This window comes from Streptomyces sp. DH-12, from assembly GCF_002899455.1.
Taxonomy (GTDB): Bacteria; Actinomycetota; Actinomycetes; order Streptomycetales; family Streptomycetaceae; genus Streptomyces.
This window is the reverse complement of the sequence record NZ_PPFB01000001.1, coordinates 5,077,944-5,090,897: the sequence shown is the minus strand read 5'-3', so window position 1 is coordinate 5,090,897 and position 12,954 is coordinate 5,077,944. Positions and strand designations below refer to the sequence as shown.

The window sequence follows — 12,954 nt, the reverse complement described above, 5'->3', positions numbered from 1 at the left end:
TGCCATCCTTTGCCCACAGGGTGGAATGGCAGGCGTGGCCGCAGGGGGTTCATCGTGGTGTGGTGCGGGCGCGGAGGTGTGCGCGTTCTCCTTGGTGGCCGAGGAGGCTGAGAATCTCGACGGGGTGTTCGTCGGCGTTGCCGAACCAGTGGGGGGTGCGGGTGTCGAATTCGGCGGCTTCGCCCGGGCCCATGATCAGGTCGTTGTCGCCCAGGACCAGGCGCAGTCGGCCGTCGAGGACGTAGATCCATTCGTAGCCCTCGTGGCTGGCCTGCTCGGGTTCGGGCGAGCGCATCTTCGGCGAGATGATCAATTTGTAGGCTTGCAGGCTGCCTGCCCGTCGGGTGAGCGGGAGCATGGTCATGCCGTGGCGGGTGACGGGCTGGAGGTGCAGGCGGGGGTCGCCCGTCTGCGGGGCGCCGATGAGCTGGCCGATGTCCACGCGCAGTTCCCGGGCCAGGGGCAGGAGCAGTTCGAGGGTGGGGCGGCGCTGGCCTGATTCCAGGCGCGAGAGCGTGCTGAGGGATATGCCGGTGGCTTCGGCGAGGGCTGTCAGGGAGAGGTTGCGCTGGGTGCGCAGCCCTTTGAGGCGGGGGCCGACCGCGGCCATCGTCGACTGTGTCTCGTCATCCATCCTTCCACCTTGCCACCACAGCAAGGATCTTTGCGCTCCGGCACGGTCGGCGTGACTGTGGACCCAGGCGCGCCGATCGGGTCCGCCGCACGTGATGGAGACGTGATGAGCAACGACAGCAGGACCGAGGCGCCGGAGGCGCCGCGGGCCGCGGCTACGCCCGGCGCGGCGGTGGCGGTGGCGGTGCGGCGTGGGCCGGTGGCGCTGGCTGCGGTGATCTCGGTGATGCCGCTGGCGTTCTTCTCCTCCATGCGCAGCTCGGGCCCGCTGCTGGCGATGCTGGTCGTCCCGGCCGGGCAGGTCGGCTTCCTGTTCCTCACCACCCTGCTCACCCAGCAGGTGCTTGGGCTTCACCCCGATCCAGACCGGCCTTGCCCTGGTGCCCTTCACCGCCGGCCTGATCGCCACCAGCCAGCTCACCCCCTGGCTGCTGCCGCGCCTGGGCGAGCGCGTCATCGGCAGCACGGGACTTGCCGGGCTGGTGCTGGGCATCGCCTGGACGGCGCTGGTGGCTGCCGACGCCGACGCGCACACCTCGATCGTCACCGTGCTGCTGCCCTCGATCCTGCTTGGCGCGGGCGCCGGCGCCACTTTCGCCCCCGCCACCGCCATGATCATGCACCAGGCCCCCACCGAGCACATCGGCGCCGCCGCCAGTCTCACCCAAGGCCTGCAGCAACTCGGCGGCGGCATGGGCCTGGCCGTCCTGGCCGGCGTGCTGTCCGCCACCGGCGGCCTGGAGGGCGGTCTGGGAGCGGCCCTGCCCGCGACCGCCGCCTTCCTCCTGGCCGGCCTGCTCCTGTTCGGTCTCTGGGCACGCCGCATCCCCGCCCCCGACACCCCCCGCATGATCACCCCAGCCCCCCGACCACACCCTGGAGAACTCCTGATGAGTGACACCGATCCGCGCTACGAAGCCGCGTTCTGGGACCAGCGCTACCACCAGCCCAACCCCTTGTGGAGCGGACAGCCCAACCCCGCTCTCGTCGAGGCGGCAAGCGCGCTCGTGCCGGGTACGGCGCTGGAGGCGGGATGCGGCGAGGGCGCCGACGCCCTCTGGCTGGCCCAGGCAGGCTGGCAGGTCACCGGCACCGACTTCTCCGCCCAGGCCCTCGCCCGCGCAGCCGACCACACCCCGGCCGCACTGGCCGGCCGCCTCACCTGGCAGAAGGCCGACATCCGCACCTGGACGCCCCACGATGACGGCGCCCCCTGCTACGACCTCGTCACCGCCTCCTTCCTCCACTTCCCCTCACCCCTGCGCCTCGCCGTCTTCGCCGCCCTCGCCTCACGAGTCGCCCGCGACGGACATCTGGTGATCATCGGCCACCACCCCAGCGACCTGGACACCGCCATGCCCCGCCCGCCCGAACCCGACATCTTCTACACCGCCGACGACCTCATCGACGACCTCCCCGCACACGCCTGAAAGCCCGTCACCCGCACCGCCCGCCCCCGCACCGCCACCACACCCGACGGTCGACAGGTCACCATCCACGACACCGTCCTGACCGCCCAGCGCACCCATTAGCCCCGCCCGCAAACAGCCGACACCGCACAGGAACGAGCACGACCATGCACCACGACCTCGCTCAGCAGACCGCTCTGGTCACCGGCGCCACCGCCGGCATCGGACGGGCCACCGCTCAGGCTCTGGCCGCCCGCGGCGCCAGCATCATCGTCCACGGCCGCAACGAGCAGCGCGCCACCGACACCCTCCAGCGTATCGAAGCCCTCGGCGCCAAAGCCCGCTTCGAGCCCGCCGACCTGACTGATCCCGCACAGGTCACCGCCTTGGCCGACCGGGCCGGAGAAGTCGACATCCTGGTCAACAACGCGGGGATCTTCCACTTCGCCCGCACCGTCGACACCACCCCCGCCACCTTCGACGCCCACATCGCCGTCAACCTCCGCGCCCCCTACCTCCTCGTCCAGGCCCTCGCCCCCGGCATGACCGAACGCGGACACGGCGCCATCATCAACGTCAGCAGCGGCGCTGCCGACACCCCCGGCCTCGGCAGCGGCATCTACGGAGCCACCAAAGCCGCCCTGGAATCCCTCACCCGCGTCTGGGCCGCCGAGTACGGCCCCGCCGGAGTCCGCGTCAACGCCGTCGCCGCCGGTCCCACCCGCACGGAGGGCACCGCCGCCTACGGCGACGCCTTCGAATCCGCAGGACAGGCCGTCGCTCTCCAGCGCCTCGCCGACCCCGAGGAAATCGCCGGAGCCATCGCCTTCATGGCCTCCCCCGATGCCAGCTACGTCAACGGCGCCACACTCAGCGCGATGGGCGGCCGACCCGCCCTCGGCTGATCGGCATGCGACCGCCGAGGAAGGCACGTCACCACCCGCTCCAGCGCGCGGGCGAACGCCGTCCCGGTCGCCCGCGTCGGCGGCCGGCGCAGCCGCTCCAGCTCCGAGAACCGCGAGCCCTCCGGCGTCTTGAGCGTCACCACCAGTTCCCCGGGCAGCGCCGGGTCGGCGCGGCGGGCGGCGCCCGCCGCGGTGGCGTGCAGCCGCTTCTCCGCGCCCTTCCGGGCCTCCGACACCTGCCGGGCCGACACGCTCACCCCGGGCAGCAGCACCCGGTGCCGGCGCAGCCAGCCCGCCGCCTGGTTGAACAGCGCCACCGGCCCCTCGGCGTGCGTCCACGCCCGCCCGTGCAGGAAGGTACGGAACCGGCGCGGCCACTCCGCGTCCTCGTACTCGCGGTACTCGTAGGCGTCCCGGATCTCCCACGCGTGCTCGTACGCCGTCGGCTTGCGTTCGGTGTACCGCTTCACACACGAGATGTCCTCGATGCCGAGCTGCGCGGCCAGGTGCTCGACCACGACCCACGGCACGTCGAGCGGGTCATCCGGGAGGAAGCGGCCGATGTAGCGCACCGTGCACATCTGGAGAGCGAACCCGAGCCGACTGTGGTCCCCGCGCCGCCTCCCGATCAGCTTGCGGTCCTCGTCGTCCAAGAAGAAGAACCGCTCCAGCTCCGGCCGGGTCGGCTCCTCGTTGAGCTTGCCGTACGACGCCGCCTGCTCATCGGTCAGGAACTCCACTGGCATGAGCGCGAAGCTGTCGGCGCCCGCAGCCGTTCAGGGATCTTCCACCGAATCCCGCCGCCGAGCCCGCCACCTGTACTAGACGCCATGATCACCGGCTTAGCGTTAACCGCTGTACCGATGTTCCCCGAGGCCGGCGCCCCGCCCTCCGCTCACAGCTGTGGCTGCGCCGCCCGGGAGAGCGTGCCGCAGAGCGCCGGGGCCGTGGTGCCGGGGGCGTAGGGGTCGGTGCCGGGCGGGGTCGTGCGGTCGGCGCGTTGGCCGGCGAGGAGGGGGTGGAGGCGGGAGGCCGGGTCCAGGGCGCAGGACTGGGGGCCTGCCTGGACGTGGGAGAGGACCAGTTCCGCCTGGTGCAGCCGCAGGTCCTCGCGGTCGAAGCGGAACCGCAGCTCGCGGCGGACGGTGAACAGCGACGCCTCCGCGTCCCGGCCCGCGTCGGCCGGCCGCAGCGCGTAGACGACGGTGTGGTCGGTGGTGACCTCCAGCGTCCCGGAGTCGGCCTCGGCGGCCTGGAGGGTGCCCCGGACCCGGATGTACGGGTCGGCCAGTTCGACCCGGGTGGGGTCGAAGCGGACCAGCCATCCGGTGACCGCGTGCCGTCCGTCGGCGGCGGGCCGGTCGACGCTCTCGTCGAACTGCTCCCGCTGGCGGGAGTCGAGCAGTACCCGCACGGTCCGGGTCTCGCCGCCGGTGATCACGGCCGGGTCGAGGGCGGACCGTACGACGTAGTCCCTCGCGGTGAGCAGGGCGGACACGACCTGGTCGTCGGAGAAGTGCGCGGTGCGCCGGGTCGGCGGGAGGGGCACGCCCTCGGCTCCGGGGCGGAACCGCGCGGCGGGACTGTGCGCGTACAGCCGCTCCACGTCGCGGGCGCCGGGCACCGGGTCCTCGGGGGCGAGGGGCACGACGGTCATCCGCAGGGGCTCGGCGGGCCGCTCGGCGACGGGTGTCCGGTAGGGGTGGCGTACGCCCATGTAGACGGCGGTGCCGAAGGCCACGGCGATCAGCAGGACCAGCACGAGGGCCTGCCGGGACAGCCCGCCGCGGCGGGCCGGCGGGAGACGCCGCACGGCGGGCGTGTGGTCGGTGATGCGCTCCTGCGCGGAGAACTCCTGGAGCCGTGCAGCGCGCACGAAGGTCTCGTCGAAGACGACGGACCGGTACTCGTCCTCGCCGCCTCCCCCGGGCGTCCCCTCGGGCGGGTCCGAAGGCTCTCCCATACCTTCAGGGTAGGTCCGGCGGGGTGCCGGTAAACGCCCGTCGGCGATCCGGCCCGTGGCAGGTTCCCGCCACGCCGCGGGCCGCTCTCAGGGGCCGCCGGTGGGGAGCACCGGGACGGCCGGCCGGGAGTGGTCGGCCGACGCGGAGGGCTCGGCGGCACCCGGGCCGACCCCGGTGGTGGCCGGCGGCGGGGCGGGGTCCTGGCGCTGCGCGGAGCCGCCCCGGTAGACCGCGGAGAAGGCGAGCGCGACCATGCCGACGCCCATCAGCAGGGTCAGCATCCAGGCGACCGGCCGGTGCCAGCGGACCTGCCGGCCGTAGGGGCAGCCGTGGTCGGACTCCAGGACGTCGGCGTCCTCGTCGTCGGGGCGGTGGCCGCCGGCGCCCCGGTAGCCGCCGTGGGCGTCGTCGTGCCGCCGGGCGCGGGCGCGGTGGGCCTCGGCCTCGGAGGCCTCGGCCCTGGCTTGCGCGGCGGCCAGGAGGCGCTCCACGGCCGTCGGCTCGTGCACCGCGGCCGCCCGGACGAAGGCCTCGTCGAGGACCACGGAGGCGAACTCTTCGTCCGACACCCCGCGGTCGTGGTCGTCGTCGTCGGGCTTCCAGCCGTCCGGGAACGGCGTGCCCCCCACGTCCTCCGGCACGGATCCAGAGTAGACCTGGGGGGTCAATTTGGGCAGACGGTACGGAAATTCGTCCGTCCACCGGACACCGCCCGCGGAGGCGCCCCGCGGGGCGCGCCGGTCAGCGCCGGGTGTGGCCGTCGCCGGTGACGATGTACTTCGTGCTGGTCAGCTCGGGCAGACCCATCGGACCGCGGGCGTGCAGCTTCTGCGTGGAGATGCCGATCTCCGCGCCGAAGCCGAACTGGCCGCCGTCGGTGAACCGGGTGGAGGCGTTCACCGCGACCGTGGTGGAGTCCACCAGCTGGGTGAACCGGCGGGCGGCCTGCTGGGAGCTGGTGACGATGGCCTCGGTGTGGCCGGAGGTCCACAGCCGGATGTGCTCGACCGCCCGGTCCAGGGAGTCGACCACGGCGGCGGCGATGTCGTGGGAGAGGTACTCGGTCTCCCAGTCCTCCGTGGTGGCCTCCACGACGGTGGCGCGGGAGTCCTTGGCGTACGCCATCACGCGCTCGTCGGCGTGCACGGTGACCCCGGCGTCGGCGAGGGCGTCCAGCGCGCGGGGCAGGAACTCGGCGGCGATGTCCTGGTGCACCAGCAGCGTCTCGGCGGCGTTGCACACGCCGACCCGCTGCGCCTTGGAGTTCACCAGGATCTCGACGGCCATGTCGATGTCGGCCCGGGCGTCGACGTAGACGTGGCAGTTGCCGGTGCCGGTCTCGATGACGGGGACGGTGGACTCCTGCACGACGGTGTTGATCAGCGAGGCGCCGCCGCGCGGGATCAGCACGTCGACCAGGCCGCGGGCGCGCATCAGCTCGCGCACGCTGTCCCGGCTCTCCCCGGGGACCATCTGGACGGCGTCGGCGGGCAGGCCCGCGCCGTGCACGGCGTCGCGCAGCACCCGCACCAGCGCGGTGTTGGAGCGGTAGGCGGAGGAGGAGCCGCGCAGCAGGACCGCGTTGCCCGACTTCAGGCAGAGGGCGGCGGCGTCGACCGTCACGTTGGGCCGGCCCTCGTAGATGATGCCGACGACGCCGAGCGGCACCCGGACCTGGCGCAGGTCGATGCCGTTGGGCAGGCTCGAGCCGCGGACGACCTCGCCGACCGGGTCGGGCAGCGCGGCCACGTCGCGCACGTCGGCGGCGATGGCGCGGACCCGCTCCGGGGTGAGGGTGAGCCGGTCGATCATGCCCTCGCTGGTGCCGGCCTCGCGCGCCTTCGCCACGTCCTGTGCGTTGGCCTCGACGATCTCGCTCGTGCGGACCTCCAGCGCGTCCGCGATGGCGAGCAGCGCGTCGTCCTTGGCGGCGCGCGGCAGCGGCGCGAGGGTGGCGGCGGCGCCCTTGGCGCGGTAGGCGGCCTGGCTGACCGGGGACATGGAGTCGAACGGCGAGAGCGTGGTCATGGAAGGAAGCGTAGTGCGCGCGGCGCGCCGCGGAGGCGTTCGTCCCACACCCCGAGACAGGGACATTCACCGTCATAACGGATGTGACCGGTGGGGCGCCCGACACTACGGGAAGGGGTGCACCCCGACCGGGGTGGCCGGCACCGGCCCGTGTCCGGCGGCGACCCGCTGGCGATAGGTGACCCGGTCGATGACCTCCAGGCCCACGATCTCCCACGGCGGCAGCCCCGCGGTCCGCCGGTGCTCCCCCCACAGGCGCAGCGCCACCGCGGCCGCGTCGTGCAGGTCGCGGGCCTCCTCCCAGTAGCGGATCTCCGCATGGTCGTCGGCGTAGCGGCTGGTCAGCAGGAAGGGATGGTCGTGGGCGAGCTGTTCCAGCGCCCGCCGGACCTCCGCGACCGGCGCGGGCGCACCGGACACGCTGAGCGTGACATGCCACAGGCGGGGCAGGTCGCGCGCCTCGCCGCCCCGGTGCCGGTCCCCGGCCGCGACGCTGGTCAGGGCGCGTTCCTCGCCCGCCGCCCGGGGACCGCGACCACCGCGGGACACCGGTGTCCCAGGGCGCACTCGTCTCACGACGGCCTCCTTCACACGCGGACCGCCCGGCCGGGCGGAATGTGTCCCTGTGACAAAGTGGAGCAGGCCGTCGCGGTTCGCGGGGCGGTTTCGCGGAACGTCCACCACCGAGGGCCGACGTTCTGGTGCATTACGGATGCAGGACCACGAGATCGTCCCTGTGTACGACCTCGCGTTCGTACCCGGGGCCGAGTTCCCGGGCGAGTTCGCGGGTGGAGCGGCCCACCAGGAGGGGGATCTCCTTGGCGTCGAAGTTGACGAGCCCGCGGGCCACCGCGCGTCCCTCCCGGTCCCGCAGCTCCACCGGGTCGCCCGCGCTGAAGTCGCCCTCGACGCCCGCGATGCCGGCCGGCAGCAGTGACTTGCGGCCCTGGACGACCGCGCGCACCGCGCCGTCGTCCAGGGTGAGCGAGCCCTGCGGGGTGGAGGCGTGCTGGAGCCACAGCAGCCGGTCGGCGGAGCGGCGTCCGGTGGGGTGGAAGTAGGTGCCGGTGTCGCCGCCGCCGAGCGCCTCGGCCGCGTGGACCGCGCTGGTCAGCACCACCTGGATGCCTGCGGCGGCGGCGATCCGGGCGGCCTCGACCTTGGTGACCATGCCGCCGGTGCCGACGCCCGCCTTGCCGGCGCTGCCGATCTCCACGTGGGCGAGGTCCTCGGGGCCCCTGACCTCGGCGATCCGTGAGGTGCCGGGGCGGGACGGGTCGCCGTCGTAGACGCCGTCCACGTCGGACAGCAGCACCAGCAGGTCGGCGTGGACCAGGTGGGCGACGAGGGCGGCGAGGCGGTCGTTGTCGCCGAAGCGGATCTCGTCGGTGGCCACCGTGTCGTTCTCGTTGACGACCGGGAGGGCGCCCATCGCGAGCAGCTTGTCCAGGGTGCGGGAGGCGTTGCGGTGGTGGGCGCGGCGGCTCATGTCGTCGCTGGTCAGCAGCACCTGGCCGACGCGGACGCCGTAGCGGGCGAAGGAGGCGGTGTAGCGGGCGACCAGGAGGCCCTGGCCGACGCTGGCGGCGGCCTGCTGGCGGGCCAGGTCGCGGGGGCGGCGGCGCAGTCCCAGCGGGGCGAGTCCGGCGGCGATGGCGCCCGAGGAGACGAGGACGACCTCCCGCTCCCCGCCGCTCCTGGTCTTGGCCAGGACGTCCACGAGCGCGTCCACGCGGTCGGCGTCCAGTCCGCCCGCCGCGGTGGTCAGCGACGAGGAGCCGACCTTGACGACGATCCTGCGCGCCTCGCCCACGGCCTGCCGTGCCCCTGCCACCTTGCCGTCGCTCCCCTCGGATCGATCGTTTCGCCCGCCAGGCAATCTACGCGAAGCGCATCGAAGGACGCTCGGCGGTCCAGCCCCCGGACACGGCCGCTCCGGGCACGCGACGCCGCACCCCGTCCGTGCGACCCGGCGTGCGGGCACCTGTGCGACGGCACCGGGCCGAGGACCGCGCGTCACACGCGTGTCGTCCGGAGGGCGACGGCCGTTAACCCCAGCGCACGTCCCTCACGACCCTGGAGCGACCGCAGTGTCCCGACCCACGTCCCGTCGGCGGTTCCGGGCGGGAATCCGCCGGCCCCGCCTCCCGCTGCCCCGCCTGCCCGGCCGCCCCGCGCTCACCACGGTGCTGACGGCGTCCGTCCTGGCCGGCGCCTATGCGGCGCAGGCCGTGGCGGCGCTGGCCCCGCACGTGCCGCTGCTGCTGGCCGCCACCGCCCTCTCGCTGGCCGCCGAGGGCGTGCTGTACCGCTGGCAGCGGGGCGTGCCGGCGCTGTTCGCCAAGGCGCACGCGGACGTCACCGTCCGCCATGTGCTGCGCGACCTGCTGCTGGTGGTGGGCCTGCTGCGGCTCGGCGAGCAGCAGCGTGAGACGCAGTACGCGCCGCTGCTCGCCGGTCTGCTGCTCTGCTACGCCCTGCACTGCGCCATCCAGGCGGTGTCCGTGCTGGTGCGCCGCACCCGCACCCTGCCCGTGGTGACCCGCAACATCGACGCCTCCGCGCTGCGCCTCACCTCCGCCCCGCCCGCGCTGCTGCGCCGCCCCGGGCACCGGCTGCTGGTGTTCGGGCTGCCCGCGACGGCCGGGCTGACGGCGACGGCGGTGACGGACGACACGCGGTGCGCGGCGGCCGGGATCGCGCTGTCGCTGGCGCTCGCGCTGGGCGGACTGGTGACGCTGTCGCTGCGGCTGCTGCCGGGGCGGCGGCCGGCGGGCGAGCAGGAGGTGCTCGCCTGGTTCGACGCGTGGCTGGCCGAGTACCGGCCCACGGTGGGGCTGTACTTCTCCGGCGGGCCGTCCTCCGTCTACCAGGCGGGGATGTGGCTGGAGCCGCTGGCCCGGCTCGACGGCCGGCCGCTCATCGTGCTGCGCGAGCGGTCCATGGTGTCGCGGATCCCGGCGACCGACATCCCGATCGTGTGCCTGCCGAAGGTGCCCACCCTGATGCGCCTGGAGCACTCCACGCTCCAGGTGCTCATCCACCCGTCCAACTCGGGCAAGACCTCGCAGGTGCTGCGCATCCCCACCATCAAGCACGCCTTCGTCAACCACGGGGAGAGCGACAAGCTGTCCTCGTGCAACCCGTACGCGAAGGCGTACGACGAGGTGTGGGTCGCGGGTCCGGCGGCGCGCGAGCGGTACGCGCTGGCCGAGGTGGGGGTCGAGGACAAGGACGTGGTGGAGATCGGCCGCCCGCAGCTGGACGCGGTGCGGCCGTACGCGGGGCCGCCCACGGGCGCGTACACCACCGTGCTGTACGCGCCGACCTGGGAGGGCTGGGACGGCAACCCGGGCAACACCTCGGTGATCGCGGCCGGCGAGAACCTGGTGCGGGCGCTGCTCGCGGACCCGGGGGTGCGTCTGCTGTACAAGCCGCACCCGCTGACCGGTTCGGTGGACCCGCGGGCGGGCGCCGCGGACCGCCGTGTCCGGGAGCTGATCCGCGCGGCCAACCGGGCCCGCTCCGGCTCGCGTCCCGCCCCGTCGAAGGAGCTGGCCGCCCGCACCGCCGAGCTGACCCGGCTGACCGCCGCGGAGTTCCGGGAGGGCGCCGACCAGGCCGAGCGGATGCTCGTCCAGTCCGCTCCCCCGCCGGGCCGCGCGGAGGCCGTGGCGCGGGCGACGGCGGCCTGGGAGGCGGCGTACTGGGCGTCGCTGCCGGAGTGGGAGCACCAGGTCGTCGTCGACGCCCGCCCTTCGCTGTACTCCTGCTTCAACGTCGCCGACCTGCTGATCAGCGACGTGTCGAGCGTGATCAGCGACTTCCTGGCGAGCGGCAAGCCGTACGCGGTGGCCAACACGGGCGGGATGTCCGAGGCCGCGTTCCGCGCGGCCTTCCCGACGGTGACGGCGGCGACCGTCCTGACCCCGGACGCGACGGGGGTGCCGGCCCTGCTGGAAGCGGTCCGGCATCCGGAGAAGGACGGTCTGGCGCAGGCGCGCGCGGACCTGAGACTGGAACTGCTGGGCCCGGCCGAGCCCTCGTCCCAGGAACGCTTCGCCGGGGCCGTACGCGCCCTGTGCGCGGCGGCCGGGACGCACAGGGCACGGATGACCGGGCGGACGGCCGCGGGAGTCCCCGGTCCACGACAGGCGCCCCCGGCGCCCGCGCGGCTCACGCCGCCCGCCAGGTCCGCGTCGGAACGACCCGGGCAGCCGGCCTAGCGACGCGTCGGCCGGCGGGTCAGTCCCTGCGGGGCAGGATCAGCAGGGCGTCGCCGACGGGGCGTTCGTCGGTGGGGTCGGACGGCGCGGTGAGCACCGCGCCGTCGACCACCATCGTGGTCGAGCCGCCGCCGTCGAGGCTGACCGCGTCGCGCAGCCCGAGCGTCTTGGCGACCTCGGCGCTCTCGCCGATGCTGAGCCCGAGGGCGTCGGTGCTGCGTCCGTGGGCGGTGACCAGCACGGTGCGGCCGGCCGCGTCCACCCCGGCCAGCGTGCGCGGATTGCGCTTGTGCGCCCAGCCGTAGTAGAAGCTCGGGTCGTCCCGGCGCACCATGCCGTCGGCGGCGGGGGTGATGTGGAGCCGTCCGTCGCGGACGAGTTCCGGGCCGGCGTTCAGGACGTCGGTCCCGGGGGAGGGCGAGACCCGGCGCCCGCGCGGGTCCAGCAGGGCCGTCCTCAGGCTCAGGTTCTCACCGATCCCCGCGAGGCCCGACAGCTCGCCGACGCGGCGCCCGGTCGCCTGGATCGAGCTGCCCCCCGACGGGAGCGGTCCGCCGCGCGGTGAGCGCAGTTCGACGACCCGGTCCTGGGCGTCCAGCACGGCCTCGAGCCCTTCGCCCTCCGGGGTGCGCTGCCCGTAGTCGGGCGTGAAGGCGACGAGTTCGTCGGCGTTGGTGCAGGTCACGTCGTGCAGCGGCCGGGAGGTCGGGGCGTCGTCCACGGATCCGCCGCAGTTCCGGATCAGACCCGGCACCCGGTTGAGGCCGCTCAGACGCAGCGAGGCGTCCCCTCCGACGACACGTCCCTCCCACGTGTACCGGGTGATCTCCGTCCGCCGCCCGTCGTCGTGGACCACCAGACTGGGACGCCCGCTCACCGGCTCACTCAGCAGGCGCCCGTCGTACACGCCCGTGCCGGCGGGATCCCCGGGCGCGCCCGCGTCGGGATCGAAGACGAAGAACCCGGCGTTGACCGCCGCGACGGCACCGGCCTCGTCCGCCAGCTCGCTGGTCGTCTCGCTGTTCTCCAGGTCCGGGCCGTACGACGCCCGGAGACTCCCGCGGAACCGGCTCGGGTCGATGGTGAGCACGTCGACGCGCCACGGGCCTCCGGCCGCGACGTCACCGTCCCAGCCCGTGTACACGACGGTCCCCGCGTACCCGGCTGCCTTCAGCCGTGCACGCTCGGACGTCGCGGCGGACTGCGAGTCGAACGATCCGACGCGGACCCGCCATCCCAGTGTGCCTCCGGCGTAATCGGCCGCCTTCGGTGTTGTCACCTGCTCGGCCCGGGCCCGGAAACCGTCCAGCTCCAGGTCGGCCGCCCACTCGGTGGCGCTCGGCCGGTCCTTCAGGACGGTCAGCGGCGCGTCGGGGTCGGGTGAGGTGTCACCTCCCGGAACGGCGACCTCGACCGTCCAGCGAAGCGCCGGGTCCTTGGCACCGCGGACGATGCGGGTGAGGGTGACGCCGGGCTGCACGGTCCGCGTGGTGCGGGTCTCCTTCAGACCGGCGGGGCCCAGCGGCAGGGCGTTCTCCCCCTGCTTCGCGGCCGAGGACGCCTGCAGGGACGGCACGTTCACCATGACGGCGACGCCGACGGCCATGGCGACGCCCGCGCCGCACAGTCTCTTGATCATCTGCACCAACTGGAGAAAAGGAACGAATGGGGGACCGCGCCCTCTCGACCGCACACGGTCGACGCGACAACGGTGAAAGACGGCCGCCACCGAAGGGATCCGGGCAGCACTTCTCCACATGACGGGAGCGTGAAGATTTCGCGACAGAGC

The 12,954-nt window shown here is 73.9% G+C and carries 10 protein-coding genes and 1 pseudogene; 3 read left to right on the top strand and 8 right to left on the bottom strand.

Annotated features, from left to right (window positions below; translation table 11 throughout):
* Window positions 1-49: 49 nt before the first annotated feature.
* Window positions 50-634 carry a helix-turn-helix domain-containing protein gene (locus C1708_RS21815; protein WP_106414257.1) on the bottom strand — a complete coding sequence of 195 codons (585 nt, stop codon included), beginning with the start codon at window positions 632-634 and terminating at the stop codon, window positions 50-52.
* A 343-nt stretch (window positions 635-977) separates the two neighbouring features.
* Here C1708_RS21815 and C1708_RS35855 point away from each other — a divergent pair, with 343 nt between their 5' ends.
* Complete coding sequence (locus C1708_RS35855) at window positions 978-2,063, top strand: MFS transporter (protein WP_198602558.1); 1,086 nt, start codon at window positions 978-980, stop codon at window positions 2,061-2,063.
* A 146-nt stretch (window positions 2,064-2,209) separates the two neighbouring features.
* Window positions 2,210-2,947 (top strand): SDR family NAD(P)-dependent oxidoreductase, encoded by a 738-nt coding sequence (locus tag C1708_RS21800; protein ID WP_106414256.1) that lies wholly within the window; start codon window positions 2,210-2,212, stop codon window positions 2,945-2,947.
* Window positions 2,948-2,979: 32 nt separating this feature from the next.
* On the opposite strand, the pseudogene C1708_RS21795 reads toward C1708_RS21800, so the two are convergent.
* The 6 genes and pseudogenes from C1708_RS21795 to proB form a co-directional block, all read right to left on the bottom strand.
* Window positions 2,980-3,693, bottom strand: a pseudogene (locus C1708_RS21795) (DUF4158 domain-containing protein); the annotation flags it as partial.
* A 149-nt stretch (window positions 3,694-3,842) separates the two neighbouring features.
* Window positions 3,843-4,910 carry an SCO2583 family membrane protein gene (locus C1708_RS21790; protein WP_106414255.1) on the bottom strand — a complete coding sequence of 356 codons (1,068 nt, stop codon included), beginning with the start codon at window positions 4,908-4,910 and terminating at the stop codon, window positions 3,843-3,845.
* Between the two features lie 87 nt (window positions 4,911-4,997).
* Complete coding sequence (locus tag C1708_RS21785; RefSeq protein WP_502696077.1) at window positions 4,998-5,552, bottom strand: SCO2584 family spore wall biosynthesis protein; 555 nt, start codon at window positions 5,550-5,552, stop codon at window positions 4,998-5,000.
* A gap of 100 nt (window positions 5,553-5,652) precedes the next feature.
* Window positions 5,653-6,939 carry a glutamate-5-semialdehyde dehydrogenase gene (locus C1708_RS21780; protein ID WP_106414253.1) on the bottom strand — a complete coding sequence of 429 codons (1,287 nt, stop codon included), beginning with the start codon at window positions 6,937-6,939 and terminating at the stop codon, window positions 5,653-5,655.
* Window positions 6,940-7,044: 105 nt separating this feature from the next.
* Entirely contained in the window at window positions 7,045-7,506 is a 462-nt protein-coding gene (locus tag C1708_RS21775; RefSeq protein WP_106414252.1) for a DUF8830 family protein, read from the bottom strand.
* A 139-nt stretch (window positions 7,507-7,645) separates the two neighbouring features.
* Window positions 7,646-8,752, bottom strand: a complete 1,107-nt coding sequence (gene proB / locus C1708_RS21770) for a glutamate 5-kinase (RefSeq protein ID WP_106414251.1) — start codon at window positions 8,750-8,752, stop codon at window positions 7,646-7,648.
* A gap of 277 nt (window positions 8,753-9,029) precedes the next feature.
* Here proB and C1708_RS21765 point away from each other — a divergent pair, with 277 nt between their 5' ends.
* Entirely contained in the window at window positions 9,030-11,165 is a 2,136-nt protein-coding gene (locus C1708_RS21765; RefSeq protein WP_241911307.1) for a hypothetical protein, read from the top strand.
* A 19-nt stretch (window positions 11,166-11,184) separates the two neighbouring features.
* Here C1708_RS21765 and C1708_RS21760 read toward each other — a convergent pair whose 3' ends face one another.
* Entirely contained in the window at window positions 11,185-12,750 is a 1,566-nt protein-coding gene (locus C1708_RS21760; RefSeq protein WP_241911457.1) for a phosphodiester glycosidase family protein, read from the bottom strand.
* Window positions 12,751-12,954 lie beyond the last annotated feature (204 nt).